The 20526-nt window shown below is 52.4% G+C and carries 22 protein-coding genes; 12 read left to right on the top strand and 10 right to left on the bottom strand.

From position 1 onward, the window contains the following. The first annotated feature begins 61 nt into the window (after positions 1-61). Together ACQKDS_RS15440 and rraA are read left to right on the top strand one after the other, a co-directional pair. A complete protein-coding gene (locus ACQKDS_RS15440; RefSeq protein ID WP_399672270.1) occupies positions 62-979 on the top strand; it encodes a 1,4-dihydroxy-2-naphthoate polyprenyltransferase in 918 nt (305 codons plus the stop codon). Between the two features lie 75 nt (positions 980-1054). After that, positions 1055-1540, top strand: a complete 486-nt coding sequence (rraA, locus tag ACQKDS_RS15435; RefSeq protein ID WP_399672272.1) for a ribonuclease E activity regulator RraA — start codon at positions 1055-1057, stop codon at positions 1538-1540. A 58-nt stretch (positions 1541-1598) separates the two neighbouring features. Here the strand turns inward: rraA and zapB are convergent, their stop codons facing one another. Continuing rightward, positions 1599-1838, bottom strand: coding sequence for a septal ring assembly protein ZapB (zapB, locus tag ACQKDS_RS15430; protein WP_399672273.1), 240 nt, complete (start codon positions 1836-1838; stop codon positions 1599-1601). 535 nt (positions 1839-2373) lie between these two features. On the opposite strand from zapB, the gene ACQKDS_RS15425 reads away from it, so the two are divergent. The 3 genes from ACQKDS_RS15425 (at position 2374) to glpX (ending at position 5905) form a co-directional block, all read left to right on the top strand. After that, positions 2374-3219 (top strand): MIP/aquaporin family protein, encoded by an 846-nt coding sequence (locus ACQKDS_RS15425; protein ID WP_399672275.1) that lies wholly within the window; start codon positions 2374-2376, stop codon positions 3217-3219. A 41-nt stretch (positions 3220-3260) separates the two neighbouring features. Then, positions 3261-4769, top strand: coding sequence for a glycerol kinase GlpK (gene glpK, locus ACQKDS_RS15420; RefSeq protein ID WP_399672277.1), 1509 nt, complete (start codon positions 3261-3263; stop codon positions 4767-4769). A gap of 125 nt (positions 4770-4894) precedes the next feature. After that, a complete protein-coding gene (gene glpX, locus ACQKDS_RS15415; protein ID WP_399672279.1) occupies positions 4895-5905 on the top strand; it encodes a class II fructose-bisphosphatase in 1011 nt (336 codons plus the stop codon). Between the two features lie 59 nt (positions 5906-5964). Here the strand turns inward: glpX and emrD are convergent, their stop codons facing one another. Continuing rightward, the gene (emrD, locus tag ACQKDS_RS15410) at positions 5965-7149 is read right to left on the bottom strand and encodes a multidrug efflux MFS transporter EmrD (RefSeq protein ID WP_399672281.1); all 1185 of its coding nucleotides are present in this window, start codon (positions 7147-7149) and stop codon (positions 5965-5967) included. 295 nt (positions 7150-7444) lie between these two features. Between emrD and ACQKDS_RS15405 the strand changes: the two genes are divergently transcribed. Both ACQKDS_RS15405 and fpr read left to right on the top strand, forming a co-directional pair. Beyond that, positions 7445-8068, top strand: coding sequence for a helix-turn-helix transcriptional regulator (locus tag ACQKDS_RS15405; RefSeq protein WP_399672283.1), 624 nt, complete (start codon positions 7445-7447; stop codon positions 8066-8068). 3 nt (positions 8069-8071) lie between these two features. Beyond that, complete coding sequence (gene fpr, locus ACQKDS_RS15400; RefSeq protein WP_399672285.1) at positions 8072-8818, top strand: ferredoxin--NADP(+) reductase; 747 nt, start codon at positions 8072-8074, stop codon at positions 8816-8818. An 8-nt stretch (positions 8819-8826) separates the two neighbouring features. Here fpr and ACQKDS_RS15395 read toward each other — a convergent pair whose 3' ends face one another. Further along, positions 8827-9252, bottom strand: coding sequence for a DUF805 domain-containing protein (locus ACQKDS_RS15395; protein ID WP_399672287.1), 426 nt, complete (start codon positions 9250-9252; stop codon positions 8827-8829). A gap of 189 nt (positions 9253-9441) precedes the next feature. Here ACQKDS_RS15395 and ACQKDS_RS15390 point away from each other — a divergent pair, with 189 nt between their 5' ends. Further along, complete coding sequence (locus tag ACQKDS_RS15390) at positions 9442-10026, top strand: DUF1454 family protein (protein ID WP_399672289.1); 585 nt, start codon at positions 9442-9444, stop codon at positions 10024-10026. Positions 10027-10206: 180 nt separating this feature from the next. Continuing rightward, positions 10207-10974: a triose-phosphate isomerase gene (gene tpiA / locus ACQKDS_RS15385; RefSeq protein WP_399672291.1), complete on the top strand. Its 768-nt coding sequence runs from the start codon at positions 10207-10209 to the stop codon at positions 10972-10974. A gap of 212 nt (positions 10975-11186) precedes the next feature. Here the strand turns inward: tpiA and ACQKDS_RS15380 are convergent, their stop codons facing one another. From ACQKDS_RS15380 to cpxP, 4 genes are all read right to left on the bottom strand, one after another. Beyond that, complete coding sequence (locus tag ACQKDS_RS15380; RefSeq protein WP_399672293.1) at positions 11187-12176, bottom strand: sulfate ABC transporter substrate-binding protein; 990 nt, start codon at positions 12174-12176, stop codon at positions 11187-11189. A 184-nt stretch (positions 12177-12360) separates the two neighbouring features. Further along, the gene (pfkA, locus tag ACQKDS_RS15375; RefSeq protein WP_399672295.1) at positions 12361-13323 is read right to left on the bottom strand and encodes a 6-phosphofructokinase; all 963 of its coding nucleotides are present in this window, start codon (positions 13321-13323) and stop codon (positions 12361-12363) included. 234 nt (positions 13324-13557) lie between these two features. After that, positions 13558-14460, bottom strand: coding sequence for a CDF family cation-efflux transporter FieF (fieF, locus tag ACQKDS_RS15370; RefSeq protein WP_399672297.1), 903 nt, complete (start codon positions 14458-14460; stop codon positions 13558-13560). A gap of 115 nt (positions 14461-14575) precedes the next feature. Continuing rightward, positions 14576-15067 carry a cell-envelope stress modulator CpxP gene (cpxP, locus tag ACQKDS_RS15365; protein ID WP_399672299.1) on the bottom strand — a complete coding sequence of 164 codons (492 nt, stop codon included), beginning with the start codon at positions 15065-15067 and terminating at the stop codon, positions 14576-14578. 147 nt (positions 15068-15214) lie between these two features. Here cpxP and cpxR point away from each other — a divergent pair, with 147 nt between their 5' ends. From cpxR to trmL, 3 genes are all read left to right on the top strand, one after another. After that, the gene (gene cpxR, locus ACQKDS_RS15360; RefSeq protein ID WP_399672301.1) at positions 15215-15913 is read left to right on the top strand and encodes an envelope stress response regulator transcription factor CpxR; all 699 of its coding nucleotides are present in this window, start codon (positions 15215-15217) and stop codon (positions 15911-15913) included. After that, positions 15910-17298, top strand: coding sequence for an envelope stress sensor histidine kinase CpxA (cpxA, locus tag ACQKDS_RS15355; protein ID WP_399672303.1), 1389 nt, complete (start codon positions 15910-15912; stop codon positions 17296-17298). The genes cpxR and cpxA overlap by 4 nt, the downstream gene beginning before the upstream one ends. An 81-nt stretch (positions 17299-17379) precedes the next feature. Further along, a complete protein-coding gene (gene trmL / locus ACQKDS_RS15350; protein WP_399672305.1) occupies positions 17380-17853 on the top strand; it encodes a tRNA (uridine(34)/cytosine(34)/5-carboxymethylaminomethyluridine(34)-2'-O)-methyltransferase TrmL in 474 nt (157 codons plus the stop codon). Positions 17854-18049: 196 nt separating this feature from the next. On the opposite strand, the gene cysE is transcribed toward trmL, so the two are convergent. The 3 genes from cysE to secB form a co-directional block, all read right to left on the bottom strand. Beyond that, positions 18050-18871: a serine O-acetyltransferase gene (cysE, locus tag ACQKDS_RS15345; protein ID WP_399672307.1), complete on the bottom strand. Its 822-nt coding sequence runs from the start codon at positions 18869-18871 to the stop codon at positions 18050-18052. Between the two features lie 93 nt (positions 18872-18964). Further along, positions 18965-19984: an NAD(P)H-dependent glycerol-3-phosphate dehydrogenase gene (gpsA, locus tag ACQKDS_RS15340; RefSeq protein WP_399672309.1), complete on the bottom strand. Its 1020-nt coding sequence runs from the start codon at positions 19982-19984 to the stop codon at positions 18965-18967. Then, positions 19984-20454, bottom strand: coding sequence for a protein-export chaperone SecB (gene secB / locus ACQKDS_RS15335; protein WP_399672311.1), 471 nt, complete (start codon positions 20452-20454; stop codon positions 19984-19986). Before secB ends, gpsA begins: the two co-directional genes overlap by 1 nt. Between the last annotated feature and the right edge of the window lie 72 nt (positions 20455-20526).

Here is a 20526-nt window from a genome sequence, read left to right as displayed (position 1 = left end):
GAGGCAATGCCTCCCATTTTTTTATCTGAGGACACAGCCACTTGACCTGCTGAAGCGAAAAATGAGCTCATCAACCTCCACCACCCCGGCCAGAGCCTGGCTAGAAAGTTTACGACCGCGAACCCTCCCCTTGGCGTTTGCCTCCATCGTTGTCGGTTCCGCCATTGCCGCCTGGCAAGGCAGCCTGAAACCGGGCGTTGCACTGCTGGCGTTACTGACTGCTGGCCTCCTGCAAATATTGTCTAATTTAGCCAATGATTACGGTGACGCTATTAAAGGCAGCGACAAAGAAGACCGTATCGGACCGTTGCGCGGTATGCAAAAAGGGATGATTACCCAGGCGCAAATGAAACGGGCGCTAGTGATTACCGTGGTGCTGATCGCCATTGCCGGCTGTTCGCTGATTGCCTTGGCCTGTGAGCAGCCGAGCGATGTCGTGGGTTTCTTGGCGCTAGGCGCTTTAGCGATTATCGCGGCGATCACCTATACCGTCGGCAATAAACCTTACGGTTATTTAGGTTTAGGCGATATTTCCGTGTTGGTTTTCTTCGGCTGGCTAAGCGTGGCCGGAACCTATTATCTGCAAACCCATCATTTTGATAGCATCATCATGTTGCCGGCGACCGCCTGCGGTTTACTGGCTGCCGCAGTGCTAAATATCAACAACTTGCGGGACATCGACAGCGATCGCGCCAATGGCAAAAATACGCTGGCGGTACGTTTAGGGGCAAAAAATGGCCGCCGTTATCACGCCTTGTTACTCATAGGAGCGGTGCTGTGCTTCGCGCTGTTTACCCTCATTAACCTGAAGAGCCTGTGGGGCTGGTTGTTCGTGCTGGCAGTTCCCCTGCTGTGGCGTCACGCATTGCGCGTGCTGCGCGACCCGTCAACGGCAGGTATGCGCCCTATGTTGGAGCACATGGTAAAAGCGGCGTTACTGGCAAATGTGTTGTTCGCGATTGGCGTGATACTCAGTTAAAAACTGATGATTTTGCCAACAGGGCGAAGAAAGGGATATACTGGTTATTCCAGCGGCAAACAGACGTAAAATCCTATGAAATACGATACTTCCGAACTTTGCGACATCTATCATGAAGAGGTTAACGTAGTTGAGCCTCTATTTTCCAATTTTGGCGGGCGTACTTCATTTGGCGGGCAAATCACGACAGTGAAATGCTTCGAGGATAACGGCCTGCTGTTTGACTTGCTTGAAGAAAACGGCCGTGGCCGCGTGCTGCTGGTTGATGGCGGTGGTTCAGTCCGTCGCGCACTGATCAACGCAGAGCTAGCGCGTTTGGCAACCCAAAATGAGTGGGAAGGCATTGTGGTTTACGGCGCCGTTCGCCAAGTCGACGATTTGGTAGAATTGGATATCGGCATTCAAGCGATGGCCGCGATCCCTGCCGGCGCACCAAGCGAAGGTATCGGCGAGAGCGATATTCGCGTCAACTTCGGTGGCGTCACGTTCTTCTCGGGTGACCATCTTTATGCCGACAATACCGGTATTATTCTTTCCGAAGATCCCCTCGATATCGAATAAGTAAGCCAAAACGATAAAGGGCGCCTTAGGCGCCCTTTTTATTGCTGCGAGAAACGGATCAGACTTCTTCCATTTTACCCAACAGCGCACGCAGGCGATCTTGCCACACGTGCTGTTCTTCTTTCAGTTGCTGGTTCTCACGCACCAGCGCTTCTTGATTGCCGCTGGCATTTTGAACTTCCTGAGACAGGGTATTATTCTTCTCTTTTAGTTCTTCAATTTCCATCTGCAACAGAGTGATGGTATCAATCGCCTGCTGAACTTTTGCTTCCAGTTTTTCAAATACTTCAAATGTCATTCTTCAGTCCCCTCATGATAGCAAGGCGTATATCTATAGGTAGCAGCCGCAACAAAGGCTGCAGCTACTGCGAATATGCATCGCGCCAAGTGAAACACGCTTTTATAGAAAACGCGCCTGTCTTGATAAAACGCTTCTTTCGATAAAAACGATTGTAAGTAGCCTGCCCCTCACTGTCTAGCAACATACCGGCTCATCGCGCAGTCTGTTGCAATTTTCCTGCCCCCACCATCAGCAAAAGCTGAAAAAACACGGCGCCAGGTTGATGGTTTGTTAATAGTGGTCAGATAAACACGTGGTCTGAGCAGTGATTGATGGCTCAGAAAGAACACTAAACGACGCGAATTCGCTCAATTTTATGACGAAGCACACACATTTTGATTTCGCTATTTCTCGTTTATGTTCGTTAACGATAAATTTACATCACGTCCTCCAACATAGAATTGGACGAGATTAAAAAACTGTACCCTAGGCTGATATGCGCCACGCGCGAAGCCTATAAACCTCTAACCGCTGTTTGCAGGACAACAACATTATGAGCCAAAACACCAGTCCGACCTTAAAAGGCCAGTGCATCGCTGAATTTCTCGGCACCGGTCTGCTAATCTTTTTCGGCGTAGGTTGTGTTGCCGCATTGAAATTGGCCGGCGCCAGCTTCGGTCAATGGGAAATCAGTGTCATTTGGGGCTTCGGGGTCGCCATGGCGATTTATCTCACCGCCGCCATCTCCGGCGCTCACCTCAACCCGGCCGTGACGATCGCACTCTGGCTGTTCGCCTGCTTTGATGGACGCAAAGTTTTCCCTTACATTATTGCTCAAATCGCAGGGGCTTTCTGCGGCGCCGCACTGGTCTACGGGTTGTACTACAATCTGTTCTTTGATTTCGAAGCGGCGAATCACATGGTACGTGGTAGCAACGAAAGCTTGGATCTGGCCGGCATTTTCTCCACCTACCCGAACCCTCACATTTCCGTGATGCAGGCCTTCCTGGTAGAAGCCGTCATTACTGCAATTTTGATGTGCCTGATCTTGGCACTCACCGATGATGGTAACGGTGTACCACGCGGGCCACTGGCGCCATTATTGATCGGTATTCTGATTGCCGTTATCGGTGCCTCCATGGGACCATTAACCGGCTTTGCCCTTAATCCCGCGCGTGATTTCGGCCCGAAAGTATTCGCTTATCTGGCCGGTTGGGGAGACGTCGCCTTTACCGGTGCGCGTGATATTCCGTACTTCTTAGTGCCTATCTTCGGTCCTATTCTCGGTGCAGGTTTAGGTGCCTTTGGCTACCGCGCATTGATTGGCCGCCATCTGCCTTGCGACGTTTGTGCAGAAGAAGATGAGCCCGCAGCCAAATCTCAGCAACGTAAAGCGTAATTGGCATCGTTTCAAATGGTTAACAACAGCAGGACTCAACCATGACTACAGATAAAAAATATATTGTCGCTCTCGACCAGGGAACCACCAGTTCACGCGCCGTCGTAATGGATCACGATGCCAACATCGTTGCGGTATCACAGCGTGAATTCACCCAGATTTACCCAAAAGCAGGCTGGGTTGAACACGATCCTATGGAGATTTGGTCATCGCAAAGTTCCACATTAGTGGAAGTGCTGGCAAAAGCCGATATCAACTCCGATCAAATTGCCGGAATCGGTATCACCAACCAGCGTGAAACCACCATCGTCTGGGAAAAAGAAACCGGTAAACCGATTTATAATGCCATCGTTTGGCAATGTCGCCGTACCGCCGAGATATGCGAAAAACTCAAACGAGACGGTATGGAAGAATACATTCGTCATAACACCGGCCTGGTGGTTGACCCGTATTTTTCCGGCACCAAGGTGAAATGGATCCTCGATCACGTTGAAGGCGCCCGTGAGCGTGCCGAGCGGGGTGAGTTGCTGTTCGGTACCGTCGACACTTGGCTGGTGTGGAAAATGACCCAAGGGCGGGTACACGTTACCGATTATACCAATGCTTCACGTACCATGATGTTCAACATCCATGAGCTTGATTGGGATCAGCGCATGCTGGAAGTGTTGGATATTCCACGCGCCATGCTGCCCAAAGTACGTCCTTCCTCTGAAATTTACGGCCAGACCAACATCGGCGGTAAAGGCGGTACGCGTATTCCTATCGCCGGTATCGCCGGTGACCAGCAAGCCGCACTGTACGGCCAACTGTGTGTACAACCGGGTATGGCGAAAAACACTTATGGCACCGGCTGCTTCTTACTGATGAACACCGGCACCGAAGCGGTACGCTCCAGCCACGGCCTGCTGACCACTATCGCTTGTGGCCCTCGCGGTGAAGTAAACTATGCGTTGGAAGGGGCGGTCTTTATTGGCGGCGCGTCTATCCAATGGCTGCGCGATGAACTCAAACTGATCGGCGATGCGGCCGACTCTGAATACTTCGCCACCAAGGTCAAAGACAGCAACGGTGTTTACGTGGTGCCAGCCTTTACCGGCTTGGGTGCACCTTACTGGGATCCGTATGCTCGCGGTGCCATCTTCGGCCTGACTCGCGGCGCGAATAGCAACCACATCATCCGTGCCACGCTGGAGTCCATCGCCTACCAGACGCGTGACGTGTTGGATGCCATGCAGGCCGATGCCAATACCCGCTTACAAGCGCTGCGTGTCGACGGTGGCGCGGTTGCCAACAACTTCCTGATGCAGTTCCAATCTGACATCCTCGGCACGCGGGTAGAGCGCCCTGAAGTGCGAGAGTCGACAGCGCTGGGCGCGGCGTTCCTCGCCGGTCTGGCCATTGGCTATTGGAACGACCTGGATGAAGTGAAGAGCAAAGCCGTCATCGAGCGTGAGTTCCGCCCAAGCATTGAAACAACCGAACGTAACTACCGTTACAGCGGTTGGAAGAAAGCGGTTGCTCGCGCCCAAGCGTGGGAAGAACACGAATAAGCGCCTCTGCGTTCTCATCCCTCATCAAGCGTTGCCTGCGGGCGACGCTTTTTTTTGCTCCCCCCGCCTTCACCCTACCGTGATAAACTTGGTCTCTACTTTCTTTATCATTGACAGGTTTTGCCATGAAACGTGAATTAGCCATCGAATTTTCCCGCGTGACCGAAGCCGCTGCGCTGGCCGGCTACCAATGGCTGGGGCGTGGCGACAAAAACGCCGCCGACGGCGCTGCCGTCAATGCCATGCGTATAATGCTCAACAAAGTGGATATTGATGGCCGTATCGTGATCGGCGAAGGTGAAATCGATGATGCTCCCATGCTGTATATCGGCGAACAGGTGGGTACGGGTCTTGGCGACGCGGTAGATATCGCCGTCGATCCGATCGAAGGCACGCGCATGACCGCCATGGGGCAGTCCAATGCGTTAGCGGTATTGGCAGTCGGCGACCGCGGCACCTTTCTGCACGCTCCTGACATGTATATGGAAAAACTGGTGGTCGGCCCTGCCGCGCATGGCGCTATCGATCTCAATCTGCCACTGGCGGAAAACCTGAAGAATATTGCCGCCTGCTTGAATAAACCACTGTCACAGTTGACCGTCATCACCTTGGCGAAACCGCGCCATGACGCCGTTATTGCCCAAATGCAGCACATGGGCGTGAAAGTGTTCGCCATACCCGACGGCGACGTGGCCGCCTCGATACTCACGTGCATGCCGGAAAGCGAAGTGGATGTGATGTATGGCATTGGCGGCGCGCCGGAAGGGGTCATTTCAGCCGCCGTGATTCGCGCACTGGACGGCGACATGCAAGCGCGGCTGCTGCCACGCCATCAGGTGAAGGGTGACAGCGCAGAAAATCGTCGCATCGGCGAAGAAGAACTCACTCGCTGCCGGAGCATGGGTATCGAGGCCGGTAATGTGCTGCTGCTGGACGACATGGCACGCAACGATAATGTGATTTTCTCCGCCACGGGTATCACCAAAGGCGATCTGCTGGAAGGCATCAGCCGTAAAGGCAACATGGCAACCACCGAAACCCTGCTGATACGCGGTAAATCGCGCACCATTCGTCGCATTCGCTCAACACATTATCTTGACCGTAAAGACGCGGCGCTACACGAGTTTCTGCTGTAACACGCCATTCAGAACGGCGAAAACGACATGACCAGATTAAGCTCTGGCCATGTCGTGTGTTACGCGGTGTGCCCCTGATGCTGCATCCGATTGGATAGCGGCCACCAACATAACAGGATCAGCAACGCCATCGCGAACATCAGCAGACCCAGGCTAAATTGCCCAGTTTGCGGCAACATGGCAGACAGCCAGGTCGCAAGACCAGAGCCCATATTCTGCATACCGCCCACTAATGCCCCGGCCGCGCCTGCCAAATAAGGAAACGGCTCCATCGCTCCGGTTGTTGCCAACGGGAATAACATACCCGCCCCAAAGAAGAACAGCGCCGCCGGTACGATCAGCGTCCAAATATTCATCACCCCGAACCAACCCGGGATCCACATCATCAACCCCGCCAGCAAGCAGCTAATCACCGCGTGCCACATCAGCTGATGGAAGCTTTTGCCATCACGCCCAGCGTACCACGCACCAAAGAACGCCGCCGGGATCGGCAGAATGAACAACACACTGACGGTCAAACCGCTCAGCCCCAGCACTCCACCCATTAGCACGCCACAACTGGCTTCAAATACCGCGATCCCCGCCAGTGCGCCAATCAACATCACCAAGTAGCAACTGAACGTGCCATCAGCCAACAGTTGCCGGAAACTGGTCAGCATGCGGCGTTTTTCAGTTTGCTGCGGTCGCGTTTCAGGCAACCAGCGAAACATGGAAAATGCCACGCCAGCGCACAAAGCCAATAAGAAAGCATAGCAAGCGCGCCAGCCAAACAGCATCGCCAGCGCACCGCCAATCACCGGAGCCAGCAGTGGGCTGACTAAAATCCCCATGTTCAGCAAACTGTTGGCATAACGCAACGCCGTACCTGCATACAAATCACGTGGCATGGTGCGCGCCATGACTCCGGCCACGCCGGTGCCCATTCCCTGAATCGCGCTGGCAGCCACCAGCATGGTCAAACTGTTTGACAACAACGCACCCAACGCACCCAACATGAAGATCACCATGCCCGCCAGAATCACCGGGCGTCTGCCAATGCGATCGGACAAGGGGCCATAAATGAGCTGCGATAAACCGTAGGTCATCAAATACGCCGCCATCACCCGCTGCACGGCACCTGTTCGCGCCGACAAGTCGTGAGCAATATCAGCAATGGTAGGAACATAAATGGTTTGCGCCATCTGGCCGACGGCGACTAACAGAATCAACATCACCAGCAGGTGAAAATTATCTAATTTTCTCATTATCTTCGTTAACGTATTAACTCGGCCAAGCCGTTCACGCGTCATGCATGCCCATGCATCATCGCAAGCGGCCTTCTATGGCGGCATAAGCTAACAAATCTATTTTTTTTAGCGAGCTTCCGGCAAATATTGATCGCGATCACACTGGCAGCAAAGCCAGCCATCCTCGTAAATTAAACTGTACGTCTCTTCTTTCCAGCGATAAGAACCAAACTTGCAGTAGCCCGGCTTTCACATTTAATCGATAATTCTTTTCATCAACTTGAAATAAAATAACACCATAGGGATTGGGTTCATGAAAACGCCAGAACGGATTTTATTGCAGTTAAAAACCTTGGGGCCTCATTCGGCCAAGATGCTCGCAGAATGCTTGGGGATCACGCCAATGGGAATACGCCAACATCTGCAATCTCTGGAAGAACATGAGCTAGTCTGTTACGAAGAGGCGCGTAACAAAGTGGGTCGCCCAAAACGATTTTGGTCATTGACGCCACAAGGCTATGCCAAGTTTGTCGCTCAGCGCGGGGCGTTAGCCCAAGAGTGGCCTGATGTCACCCACCCGCTGTTTGGCACTGAAGAGCTGAATAAACGGATCCGCACCCGTGAAGAAAAACTGTTCCAGCATTACGCCAGCGAATTAGCCGAAGAACAGAGTCACCAAGATAAATTGACTCGGCTGGTGTGTTTGCGGCGGCACGATGGTTTTATGACCGAACTGGTGGAACATCCTCACGGTGCATTATTGGTAGAAAATCACTGTCCGATGGGCATAACGGCTGACACCTGCAGTAGCCTCTGCGATTCGGAGTTGCAACTGTTTCATCGGTTGCTTGGTAAGGGTTACCAGATTGAACGTACCGCGCATGCCATTTACGGCTCGCGGCATTGCGCATATTTGATTCGACTACGGGAGCATTAAAGTATGGCTGAATGGGTTAAAGGTAAAGTTACGCATCTGGAACAATGGACCGATGGATTGTTTACTCTCACCGTCGATGCACCGATCGACCCGTTCACCGCAGGGCAATTCGCTAAATTGGCCTTGGAAATTGATGGCGAACGCATACAGCGCGCTTACTCCTACGTTAACGCTCCCAGCGATTCCAACCTGGCGTTCTATCTGGTCACCGTACCGGATGGCAAACTGAGCCCGAAACTCAATCAACTACAGCCGGGCGCAGAAATCATGATCACCAAGGAAGCCGCCGGGTTCTTCGTACTGGAGGAAGTACCCGATTGTGACACGCTATGGATGCTGGCGACCGGCACGGCTATCGGCCCCTATCTGTCCATTCTGCAAGAAGGTAACGGACTGGAGCGATTTAATAAATTGGTACTGGTGCATGCCGCCCGTTATGCGCGTGACTTAAGTTATTTGCCGCTGATGCAACAATTGCAGCAGCGCTATAACGGCAAATTACATATTCAAACGGTGGTCAGCCGTGAAGAAGCACCCAGCTCACTGACCGGTCGCGTACCGGCACTGCTCGAAGACGGAAGGCTGGAAGCGGCAATCGGCTTAAACATTGATGCCGAGACCAGCCATATCATGCTGTGCGGTAACCCACAAATGGTGCGCGACACTCAGCAAATGCTGAAAGAGCGGCACGGGATGCGCAAACACCTGCGCCGCAAACCGGGACATATGACCAGCGAGCATTACTGGTAAACAAAACGTCAACCTACGCGAAACTTCACCGGCTCCGGCGGTGCGCCAAAACGGTTGTCGTCTGGCGTGCCGACGAACGCACCCAAATCGATCATCATCATGACAATAATCAGCGTCGGGATAAAACGCCCGACGCCCCACTGCCAAACCGGTGCCAGCATGTGCCAATTACCCGCAGCTAGCATCCACGCCAAGATCAGTAACAGCGCCCACCAGCCAGACTTGTTGCGATCGTGCAACCGCTTAACTAACACCGCTGCCGTTGGCCACAGCATGGCCACAATGAAAAACGCGATGGTTTGAATCGCCACCCAATCATAGTTAGCAAGCGTAAACGCGGCGGCCATTAACACCAGCCAAACGCCTATCCAAATCCAGAAGTCACGCCGCCCAATTCGGCCTTTGAACGAAAAGCACCACTGTTGTAATGTCATGGAATCCTGCATTGTTAACCTGCCCATATTTTGCTCGACAGTGTAACATAGGTCATGCCATGTCGGCGGTGCCAGCGCAATCTCAAATACGCCATGATGGCCACCAATAGATAATCCAATGGGATCTTTGACAACCGCCCCCGATTATCGCTTTAATCGGAGTCTGCTTTGTTATCAGAATCGCGAATTATGTTGAGAAGAATTACCCTCACCACTTGTCTGCTGTCCGGGCTGAGCTGCGCTTGGGCTCAGACGTCTGCCAATGCGAATGCCGCGGCTACGGCTCCCTATTTACTCGCTGGGGCGCCAACCTTCGATCTGACGGTGGTGCAATTCCGCGAAAAATATAACCGCGATAACCCCACATTACCTATCGGCGAATTTCGCGCGATCGCGACGCCTGAAGACGATGCACCGTTGCTGACGCGCGCTGCCAGTAAGCTGAACGAAAACCTCTATGCTTCCACCGCTCTGGAAAAAGGCACCGGTAAAATCAAAACATTGCAAATTACCTATCTGCCATTGCAGGGCAACGTGGAAAAAACGGCGCGGGCCATTGCCATTAACTATATGGCGGCACTGATGCGCCAATTCGAACCGGCACTAACGGTCGAAAAAAGCATCACAGGGGTAAGCGCACTGCTCAAGAAAGGCCAAGGTGCGCGTTTTTATTCGCAGCAGGCCGGTGCAATCCGCTACGTGGTGGCAGATAACGGCAAGAAGGGGCTAACCTTTGCCGTTGAGCCGGTCAAACTGACGTTGTCCGAGCCCTGACGCTGAGGCATGATGCGCCGAATCCCCCAAGTAATATGGCCGCATCGGGTAATGATGAAACGTATTAATGACAAAAAGCAAAGCCTTCTCATCTATTCATCTCTATACTGTTGGCCAGGTTGACTGCCCGTTCGGCAGTATTAATTTCGGCTCTCGCGTTCCCTTGTTGGAGGAAAATATATGCGTCATCCATTAGTTATGGGTAACTGGAAACTCAACGGCAGCACTCATATGGTCAACGAGCTGATTGCTGGCCTACGCAACGAACTGAGCAGCGTAGAAGGCTGCGGCGTTGCCATCGCGCCACCGGTCATGTACCTGGATCAAGCCAAACACCAATTGGCTGGCAGCCGTATTGCGCTGGGCGCGCAGAACGTAGACGTAAACCTGTCTGGCGCGTTCACTGGTGAAGTTTCTGCTAACATGCTGAAAGATGTCGGTGCGCAATACATCATCATCGGTCACTCTGAGCGTCGCACTTATCACAAAGAAACCGATGAAGCGATCGCTGAGAAATTTGCCGTGCTGAAAGAAGCCGGTTTGATTCCTGTGCTGTGCATCGGCGAAACCGAAGCAGAAAACGAAGCGGGTAAAACCGAAGAAGTTTGCGCTCGTCAGATCGATGCCGTGCTGAAAACGCTGGGCGCTCCGGCAATGAAAGGCACCGTTATCGCCTATGAGCCAGTGTGGGCTATCGGTACTGGCAAATCAGCCACCCCGGCGCAGGCACAAGCCGTGCACAAATTTATCCGCGACCACATCGCTAAGCATGACGCGGAAGTGGCTGCAGACGTCATCATCCAGTACGGCGGCTCCGTTAACGATAAAAATGCAGCAGAACTGTTCGCTCAGCCGGACATTGACGGTGCATTGGTCGGTGGCGCTTCACTGAAAGCAGACGCATTTGCCGTCATCGTGAAGGCAGCCGCTGAAGCTAAAAAAGCCTGATAATCTTTGGCTTAGCCTGAAAAACCCCGTTAGTCGGGGTTTATGGTTGATGACAACGCTTGTTATTAGGGAAAGCGTGTCGATGGGGTCGTAGTGGCGTAAGCCACCGGAGCGCTCCTCGCTGCGCTAGGCCCGGGTATCTCGGATCATCAGGCGACTTCGTCATCAAGCTCAAAACCCCGCTCGCCGGGGTTGTTTATCTTGGCGTTAAATCAGCGTTTGCCGATTTCGTCAAATGTCCCACCGCTGGAAAAATGCACTTTTTGCGCATGAGCCCAACCACCAAAGGTATCCTCCACGGTGAACAATTTCAGTTTTGGAAACTGCTCGGCAAATTGAGCCTCAACAGCCGCATCACGTGGCCGGTAGTAGTGTTTTGCCGCGATGAGTTGCCCCTCTGGTGAGTACAGATAGTGCAAATACGCATTCGCCACTTCACGCGTTCCTCGTTTATCCACCACTCTGTCGACTAACGACACCGTTGGCTCCGCCAAAATGGATTCGCTCGGGGTGATAATCTCGAACTTATCTTGACCCAACACCTGTTTCGCCAGTAAGGCTTCGTTTTCCCACGCAATCAGCACATCACCGATACCACGCTCAACAAAAGTATTGGTCGCACCACGCGCGCCGGAGTCCAACACCTCAACATTTTTATACAGGTTTTTGACGAACGCCTGCGCCTTGGACTGATCGTTATTGTTGTGATGTAGAGCGAAACCCCAAGCCGCGAGATAGTTCCAACGTGCGCCACCAGACGTTTTCGGGTTAGGCGTAATCACGGAAATGCCCGGTTTAACCAAATCCGGCCAATCATGAATGCCTTTCGGGTTACCCTTACGCACCAGGAAAACAATGGTCGAGGTGTAAGGTGCTGAGTTAGCAGGTAAGCGCTTAATCCACTTTTTATCTATGCGCCCACGCTCGGCAATGGCGTCGATGTCATAGGCCAATGCCAGCGTCACCACGTCAGCCTCAATGCCATTGATAACAGAGGTGGCCTGCTTGCCTGAGCCACCATGTGATTGACGCACCGTCACCTTATCACCGCTCTGTTGCTGCCAGTATTTACTGAAAGCCGCGTTATACTCTTGATAGAACTCGCGCGTCGGATCGTACGAAACATTCAATAATTGACTGTCTTTTGCCGCCGCGCCGGCCGCCAGCAATAATAAGGTAAGTCCTAGACCCCATTTACGCATCACTACTCTCCCAGAATAATAACCGCAGCCTCAAGCGGTTGATTTAACATCAAAGCCTGCCAGAAACTGAAGGAAGAGATAAAGAATAAAAAAATTATTACTAGACGATTCTGGAATATAGGCACATAACGCGTAAAAAAGCCCCCGCTAGCGGAGGCCTTCATTGCACAACACCAAAAGACGATCAGTACAATTTTTTGGCGGTATCCAACCAGTCACTGCGGAACGGACGCTTCATGTTCTCGATCGCGTCAATGATGTCGTGATGCACCATTTTTTCGTTCTGGATCCCCACACAACGGCCGCCATAACCTTGCAACAGCAGTTCAATGGAGTAAGCGCCCATACGTGAGGCCAGAATACGGTCGTAGGCTACCGGTGAACCACCACGCTGAATGTGCCCCAAGACGGTCGCACGGGTTTCACGCTTAGTTTCCTGCTCGATATAAGCAGCAAGCTCATCGATATCGCAGATGTGCTCGGTAATGGCCACGATAGCGTGTTTTTTACCTTTAGCGATGCCCGCTTTGATTTCACAAACCAGGTCTTCGCGGTTGAACTCGATTTCCGGCAAGACGATAAATTCGCAACCGCCAGCAATCGCCGCGGCCAGTGTCAGGTCGCCACAATAACGCCCCATCACTTCGACGATAGAAATACGTTGATGTGAAGAAGAGGTGTCACGGAGACGGTCAATCGCCTCAACCACCGTTTCTAACGCGGTGAAATAACCAATGGTGTAGTCGGTGCCCGCAACATCGTTATCGATGGTACCTGGCAGACCGATGCACGGAAAACCTTCTTCCGTCAGACGTTTGGCGCCCATGTACGAACCGTCACCGCCAATGACCACTAACGCGTCAATGCCGCGTTTCTTCAGGTTTTCGATTGCCTTGGCACGTACGTTTTCATCTCTGAATTCCGGGAAGCGGGCTGAGCCCAAGAAGGTGCCACCACGGTTGATCATGTCGGACACGCTATAGCGATCCAATTGTTCCATACGATCTTCGTACAAGCCAAGATAGCCGTCGTAGATACCAAAAACGTCCAGACCTTCCGTAAGTGCGGCGCGCACAACGCCACGGATTGCAGCGTTCATACCCGGCGCGTCACCGCCACTCGTCAGTACACCGATTTTCTTGATCATGACTACCTCTGAACTTGTAGATGCAATTTCTTAAGAATTTTGTATTCGCCGATTGCGACTTCCACGTCTCCGGTTGTAGCAACCCCGCTTTACGGATTTTATTGCTGAATATTATATCAAAAACACCCAGCTGAATTGATTCAGGTCACGCTAAATTAAGGTAAAAAAAGTCGCATCGCACGTGGAGCTAATTTCCCCTCCCCGACACAACGCTCGTCGTAGGCTATGTGCTGATTATAGCTCCCAATGGCCTTGTCGGCTTAGAGGCACAACGGAGCAGGGATCCTGGTGAATAATCACATCAGCGCCAGGAAAACGCCGTAGCAACGCTTTTTCCACCCGTTCAGCCAAATTATGCGCCTGCACCAGCGGCAGATTATCGTCCATTTCCAAGTGCAACTGAATAAACTTCGTCGGCCCAGACTGACGAGTACGTAAATCATGCGCGCCTCTAACACCGGGCCATGATGAGACGATATCAATAATCATCTGCCGTTCATCATCCGGCAATGCACGATCCAGTAACGATTGCACCGCTTCATAACCCATTCGCAACGCACTGTAGAGAATGTAGACGCCAATCCCCAATGCAAACAACGCATCAGCACGCTGAAAACCGTACCAGCTTAGCCCAAGCGCGATAAGAATAGCACCATTCATCATGACATCTGACTGATAATGCAGCATATCTGCGCGCACCGCCTGACTACGCGTTTTTCTGACGACCCAGCGCTGATAGGCAACCAAAATCAGCGTGCTAAGCAATGCCACCGCGGTAACCGCTATGCCAATACCGGGCTCGCGTAGCGTTTGCGGCGAATACAGATGTTGGAAGCCGGTAAGAAACAAAAACAGCGCGGAGCCGGAAATAAACATACTTTGCGCTAACGCCGCCAACGATTCGGCTTTTCCGTGACCAAAGGAATGTTCTTCGTCGGCGGGTTGCAATGAGTAACGAACCACCAACAGGTTAGTCAACGAAGCTGCGATATCGACTAATGAATCCACCAGCGATGCTAACAAGCTGACCGAGCCGGTGATGTACCAAGCAACGATTTTGATCAGCAGTAACGTAGAGGCCAAAACGGTGGCAGCCAAAGCGGCGGATTTTACCAAGCGCGCATATTGCTGTTGCATAACAAATCCCGATGAAATTTCCAGGCGTCAGTATAACGGAATGTCAGGCAAAAAAAGCCCCGCCATGATGGCGGGGAAGACAGGGATGGTGTCTATGGCAAGGAAAAACAGGGTACTACTCAGTCGCACTCAACTTCTGGGCAGAAGTTTGCTGCAAACCAGAAATCTGTTGCTTCATCTGCTGCATACGCTGCAGATGTTTCTGGTCTAAAACACTTTTTTGTTGTGGCGTCAGCAGGTTGTACATTTGGTTGCGCACTCTCGCCATGACGATCTGGCGCTTTACCTGTTCCTGAGCCATTTTCTCCGCTTGTTCATGCACAGCGGCTTCATCAAACTTGTTTGCAGTGACCAGTTTATGCATCGCTTCCATTTCAGCTACATTGACATCAGGCAGATCGTTGCGGGCCTGATGCATCAAATCTCGCATTTGCTGGCGCTGCTGTTCGGTCAGGCTAACACCGTCGAACATATGGTGCTGACCAGGTGTACTTATCGCATCATGTTTAGGAGCTGGACGTATTTCCGATATAGTGTCGGCAGCGGTAGCGGCGGTAGAAACTAACGCCAGCGTTGATGCCATAACTAATACGGCCACTTTACGCATTTTTGCTCCTCTTTCTTTCAACTTTGCGAATCAACGAGAAGCAGTGTACTGCTGCACCTGCAAACATCCGTCAGTGCATGTAAAACTACGTAAAGTCATGGAATGCCAACAGTTGATGACGTATTTTGCGTTGAGAGGTAAATCACAATGAATAAAATTTTGTTAGTTGATGATGACCGCGAGTTGACCTCGCTGTTGAAAGAACTGCTTGAAATGGAAGGCTTTACTATCATCGTAGCCCATGATGGTGAACAGGCTTTATCGCTGCTGGACAGCTCTATCGATCTGCTATTGCTTGATATCATGATGCCGAAGAAAAACGGTATCGATACCTTGAAAGAACTGCGCCAACACCACCAAACGCCGGTCATTATGTTGACCGCTCGCGGTAGTGAACTCGATCGCGTTCTCGGTCTGGAACTGGGGGCTGATGATTACTTGCCTAAGCCGTTCAATGACCGTGAACTGGTAGCACGCATCCGCGCTATTCTGCGCCGCTCCAACTGGAGCGAACAGCAACACAACGTCGATACCGGCGCCCCAACGCTTGATGTCGATGGTCTACAGCTCAACCCCGGTCGCCAAGAAGCGAGCTTTGACGGCCAAGTGCTGGATTTGACCGGTACTGAATTCACCCTGCTTTACCTGCTGGCACAACACCTAGGCCAAGTGGTATCACGCGAGTTGCTGAGCCAAGAAGTGTTGGGCAAACGTCTGACACCGTTCGATCGCGCCATCGATATGCACATCTCCAACCTACGGCGTAAGTTACCGGATCGTAAAGATGGTCATCCTTGGTTCAAAACCTTGCGCGGCCGGGGTTACTTGATGGTGTCGGTAACATGATCAACAGTTTGACGGCACGCATCTTCGCCATTTTCTGGTTCACATTAGCGCTGGTGCTCATGCTGGTGTTGATGGTGCCCAAACTCGACTCACGCCAAATAACCTCGCTGCTCGACAGTGAGCAACGACAGGGGTTGATGCTGGAACAACATGTCGAAGCCGAGTTGCAACAGGATCCGGCGAACGATCTGATGTGGTGGCGACGCTTGTTTCGTGCCATCGATAAATGGGCTCCGCCTGGCCAACGCCTGCTTTTGGTGACCAGCGAAGGCCGCGTGATCGGCGCCCAACGTAACGAAATGCAAATCGTGCGTAATTTCATTGGCCAATCTGATAACGCCGATCATCCGAAAAAGAAAAAATATGGCCGCGTTGAACTGGTTGGCCCCTTCTCAGTGCGCGACGGTGAAGATAATTACCAGCTGTACCTGATTCGCCCCGCCAATAGCCCACAATCTGATTTCATCAACTTGATGTTTGATCGGCCGCTATTGCTGCTGATTGTCACCATGTTGATCAGCGCACCCTTGCTGTTGTGGTTGGCCTGGAGTCTGGCAAAACCTGCGCGGAAATTGAAAAATGCCGCCGATGACGTGGCGCGTGGCAATCTGAAGCAGCATCCAGAGCTGGAAGCGGGGCCACAGGAGTTTCTCGCTACCGGTGCCAGTTTTAATCAGATGATCAGCGCCCTGGAACGTATGATGACGGCGCAACAGCGGTTGATATCTGATATTTCTCACGAACTGCGCACCCCTTTGACCCGTTTGCAATTGGCAACCGCGCTGATGCGCCGCCGACACGGCGAAGGCCATGAATTAGCACGTATTGAGACAGAAGCGCAGCGGTTAGACTCCATGATCAACGATTTGCTCGTTCTGTCGCGTGGGCAGCAAAAAAGCGAGTTGGTACGTGAAATGCTGAAGGCCAACGAGCTTTGGGCCGATGTGCTGGACAACGCCGGTTTCGAAGCAGAACAAATGGGTAAACAGTTGGAGGTCATCTCGCCGCCCGGACCATGGACATTATTTGGTAACGCAGGTGCCTTGGACAGTGCGCTGGAAAACATCGTGCGTAATGCCCTACGTTACTCCGACACGCGTATTGCCGTGGCGTTCAGCGCCGACAATCAAGGAATTACCATCGTGGTTGACGATGATGGGCCTGGCGTTAGCCCGGAAGACCGTGAGCAAATCTTCCGGCCATTTTATCGCACCGATGAAGCACGTGACCGCGAATCCGGTGGCACCGGCTTAGGGCTGGCGATCGTTGAAGCGGCAATAACGCAGCACCGTGGCTGGGTAAAAGCCGAGGACAGCCCGCTTGGCGGATTACGTCTGGTGTTGTGGCTACCGTTACATCAACGCAAGCCATTACGCGATCATTAACCTCAGATCCGGCATCTCATTTCGCGACAAACCCTGTGAAGATTTGCTATTCTGCGCCCCTCGTCATGAGGGGCTTTTTACATGCTGAACATCGTTTTATTTGAACCTGAAATTCCACCCAACACCGGCAATATTATTCGTTTGTGCGCCAATACTGGGTTTCAATTGCATTTGATTGAGCCAATGGGCTTCCCATGGGATGACAAACGTCTACGACGCGCCGGGTTGGATTACCATGAATTCACTCATATCAAACGCCACGCCAATTACGACGCATTTCTCGCCAGCGAACATCCGCAACGCGTGTTTGCCCTGACCACCAAAGGCACCCCTGCGCACAGTGCAGTAAGCTATCAGGCAGGTGATTATTTGTTATTTGGCCCTGAAACTCGCGGCCTTCCAGCCACGATTCTCGACGCGTTACCAGCACAACAAAAAATCCGCATTCCAATGCAGGCACAAAGCCGTAGTATGAATTTATCCAATGCTGTCGCGGTGGTGGTATACGAAGCCTGGCGCCAATTGGATTACGCTGGGGCGTTGATCAAGCAGTAGACCTCAGACAACAAAAGGCCGAGCTTGATGACGAAGTCGCCTGATGAACCGAGATACCCGGGTCTAGCGTAGCGAGGGGCGCTCCGGTGGTTTACGCCACTAAGACCCCACAGCCACGCTTTTCCTAATAACGGGCTTTGTCAGCAGTCTAAGGCCGCAGATAGCGGCCTGGAATTATGCAGCATTCTGATGATAACTAGATGCCGTCGCCATACTCAAACCCATGATTGGCGCCGTTGAAGTATTGATCCATATCCATCGAGGGTTTGTCACTTTCTGGCCGACCGACAATACGCGCAGGCACGCCAGCGGCGGTGGTATGCGGTGGCACCGGTTGCAACACGACCGAACCTGCGCCAATTTTCGCCCCTTTGCCCACTTCGATATTGCCGAGAATCTTCGCCCCGGCGCCGATCATGACGCCTTCACGAATCTTCGGATGGCGATCGCCGCAGGTTTTGCCTGTGCCACCTAGCGTGACCGATTGCAAAATCGAAACGTCATTTTCCACCACGGCCGTTTCACCGATCACAATACCGGTGGCGTGATCCAGCATGATCCCGCAGCCGATATTCGCCGCCGGGTGAATATCCACACCAAATGCCACAGAGATCTGATTTTGCAAATAAATCGCCAACGCCTGACGACCTTGCAACCATAGCCAATGGCCAATACGGTAGGCTTGTAAGGCATGGAAACCTTTCAGATACAGCAGCGGCGTAGAATACTTATCAACCGCCGGATCGCGTAGCCGCACCGCAAGAATGTCGCGCGCAGCGGAGGCGATCATCTGCACATCGCTACGGTAAGCCTCCTCCACCACTTCACGCACAGCAATCGCGGGCATGATCGGATTAGCCAATTTGTTGGCTAGAATATAACTGAGCGCACTGCCCAAATTTTCGTGCTTAAGCAACGTCGCATGGTAAAAGCTAGCCAGCATCGGTTCACAATCAGCCAGCGCTCGCGCCTCTGATTTTATACTGTTCCAGATTTGTTCTAACTCTTCTGACGACATCACTTTCCTCTCTGCATGGTAAAAGCCTCCTCACCGTATCAGGCAAGGAGGCTAATCGATACGTTAGAGCGCGTTTATCGCACCCTTGTCAGATCAGACACTGTTTTTTTCGTCTTTCCGTGTACGGCCCAACAAGCTCAACGCGGCTTCGCGGGCATTTTTGTTACGGTACAACACCTGATAAATCTGTTCGGTGATGGGCATCTCCACCCCATAACGCTGCGCCAACGCCAATACCTCTTTGGTATTGCGATAGCCTTCAACCACTTGGCCGATGGTATCTTGCGCTTCTTCAACGCCTTTTCCCTGCCCCAACATAATACCGAAGCGACGGTTGCGAGATTGATTATCCGTGCAGGTTAACACCAAATCGCCAAGCCCAGCCATGCCCATAAATGTCGAAGGATCCGCGCCTAACGCCGTACCTAAACGGCTCATTTCCGCTAGGCCGCGCGTAATCAGTGCGGTGCGCGCATTGGCACCAAAACCGATACCGTCAGACATCCCCGCCCCGATGGCAATCACGTTTTTCACTGCGCCGCCCAATTGCACCCCAATGAAGTCTGGGTTGCTGTAGACACGAAAGCTTTTGCCACAATGCAACAATTGCTGCAAATCTTCAGCAAATTGCTCGTCAGTCGCTGCCAACGCAATGGCCGTCGGTAAACCTGCCGCCAACTCTTTGGCAAACGTCGGCCCAGAAACCACCGCTAACGGAATGGCATCACCTAAAGCTTCACGCGCCACATCCTGCAATAGCCGGCCAGTTTCTGCTTCCAAGCCTTTGGTCGCCCAAACAATGCGCGCATCGGCACGCAACAGCGGCTTCAACTGACGCAGTACGTCACCGAAAACGTGGCTTGGCACCACCACCAACACATCACGGCTCGCAGCTAGCGCGCTGGCTAAGTCGGCATCGAGCAAGAGAGTATCGGGGAAAGGCACATCGGGAAGAAACGCCTGATTACGGCGTTCATGTTGCAGTTTAGCGATCTGTTCAGGGTTGTGACCCCACAGCACCACCGGGTGGCCATTACGCGCCAGCGTAATGGCTAATGCGGTGCCGTACGAGCCGGCACCGATTACGGTCATTGAAGCATTGACGGTGTTCATCAGGCATCCTGATGTGGTGTAGCACCTTCATCTTCGGTCTGCTGTTGCAGATAGTTCATGAACAGCGCATCGAAGTTGACCGGTGCCAGATTCAGTTGTGGGAACGTACCACGAGAAACCAACGCGGTGATGCACTCGCGCGCATAAGGGAACAGAATGTTCGGGCAATATGCACCCAGGCAATGCGCCAGTTGCGTACCATCAATACCGGCTACGGAGAAAATACCCGCCTGTTGTACTTCACACAGGAATGCGGTTTCTTCACCCAGTGCTGCAGTCACGGTCACGCGCAGTACAACTTCATACACATCATCCGCCAGTTGGCTAGAAGCGGTATCCAGATCAAGTTTAACTTCTGGCTGCCATTCCTGCTGGAAAACCTGCGGTGCATTTGGAGCTTCAAAAGAGATGTCTTTGGTGTAAATACGTTGGATCTGGAAAGCCATCTCGGTGCTGTTTTGTTCTGACATGTGTGTAATACCCTTAGTTAAACGTCCTTATATACCCGTCCTAATCCAAGCAACATCGTAATTGGCTACCTT

This window comes from Serratia sp. NPDC078593 (assembly GCF_050268245.1).
GTDB lineage: Bacteria > Pseudomonadota > Gammaproteobacteria > Enterobacterales > Enterobacteriaceae > JBNNGK01.
This window is presented reverse-complemented; position numbering and strand designations above follow the sequence as displayed.

Excerpts from the sequence above, each read along its gene's own strand:
- emrD (WP_399672281.1), bottom strand. The coding sequence starts at position 7,149 with ATGAGAAAATTAGATAATTTTCACCTGCTGGTGATGTTGATTCTGTTA.
- cysE (WP_399672307.1), bottom strand. The coding sequence starts at position 18,871 with ATGTCGTCAGAAGAGTTAGAACAAATCTGGAACAGTATAAAATCAGAG.
- ACQKDS_RS15440 (WP_399672270.1), top strand. The coding sequence starts at position 62 with ATGAGCTCATCAACCTCCACCACCCCGGCCAGAGCCTGGCTAGAAAGT.
- cpxP (WP_399672299.1), bottom strand. The coding sequence starts at position 15,067 with ATGCGTAAAGTGGCCGTATTAGTTATGGCATCAACGCTGGCGTTAGTT.
- fpr (WP_399672285.1), top strand. The coding sequence starts at position 8,072 with ATGGCTGAATGGGTTAAAGGTAAAGTTACGCATCTGGAACAATGGACC.
- tpiA (WP_399672291.1), top strand. The coding sequence starts at position 10,207 with ATGCGTCATCCATTAGTTATGGGTAACTGGAAACTCAACGGCAGCACT.
- cpxA (WP_399672303.1), top strand. The coding sequence starts at position 15,910 with ATGATCAACAGTTTGACGGCACGCATCTTCGCCATTTTCTGGTTCACA.
- glpK (WP_399672277.1), top strand. The coding sequence starts at position 3,261 with ATGACTACAGATAAAAAATATATTGTCGCTCTCGACCAGGGAACCACC.
- fieF (WP_399672297.1), bottom strand. The coding sequence starts at position 14,460 with ATGCAACAGCAATATGCGCGCTTGGTAAAATCCGCCGCTTTGGCTGCC.
- ACQKDS_RS15405 (WP_399672283.1), top strand. The coding sequence starts at position 7,445 with ATGAAAACGCCAGAACGGATTTTATTGCAGTTAAAAACCTTGGGGCCT.
- ACQKDS_RS15390 (WP_399672289.1), top strand. The coding sequence starts at position 9,442 with ATGTTGAGAAGAATTACCCTCACCACTTGTCTGCTGTCCGGGCTGAGC.
- rraA (WP_399672272.1), top strand. The coding sequence starts at position 1,055 with ATGAAATACGATACTTCCGAACTTTGCGACATCTATCATGAAGAGGTT.
- glpX (WP_399672279.1), top strand. The coding sequence starts at position 4,895 with ATGAAACGTGAATTAGCCATCGAATTTTCCCGCGTGACCGAAGCCGCT.
- cpxR (WP_399672301.1), top strand. The coding sequence starts at position 15,215 with ATGAATAAAATTTTGTTAGTTGATGATGACCGCGAGTTGACCTCGCTG.
- ACQKDS_RS15380 (WP_399672293.1), bottom strand. The coding sequence starts at position 12,176 with ATGCGTAAATGGGGTCTAGGACTTACCTTATTATTGCTGGCGGCCGGC.
- ACQKDS_RS15425 (WP_399672275.1), top strand. The coding sequence starts at position 2,374 with ATGAGCCAAAACACCAGTCCGACCTTAAAAGGCCAGTGCATCGCTGAA.
- gpsA (WP_399672309.1), bottom strand. The coding sequence starts at position 19,984 with ATGAACACCGTCAATGCTTCAATGACCGTAATCGGTGCCGGCTCGTAC.
- zapB (WP_399672273.1), bottom strand. The coding sequence starts at position 1,838 with ATGACATTTGAAGTATTTGAAAAACTGGAAGCAAAAGTTCAGCAGGCG.
- pfkA (WP_399672295.1), bottom strand. The coding sequence starts at position 13,323 with ATGATCAAGAAAATCGGTGTACTGACGAGTGGCGGTGACGCGCCGGGT.
- ACQKDS_RS15395 (WP_399672287.1), bottom strand. The coding sequence starts at position 9,252 with ATGACATTACAACAGTGGTGCTTTTCGTTCAAAGGCCGAATTGGGCGG.
- trmL (WP_399672305.1), top strand. The coding sequence starts at position 17,380 with ATGCTGAACATCGTTTTATTTGAACCTGAAATTCCACCCAACACCGGC.
- secB (WP_399672311.1), bottom strand. The coding sequence starts at position 20,454 with ATGTCAGAACAAAACAGCACCGAGATGGCTTTCCAGATCCAACGTATT.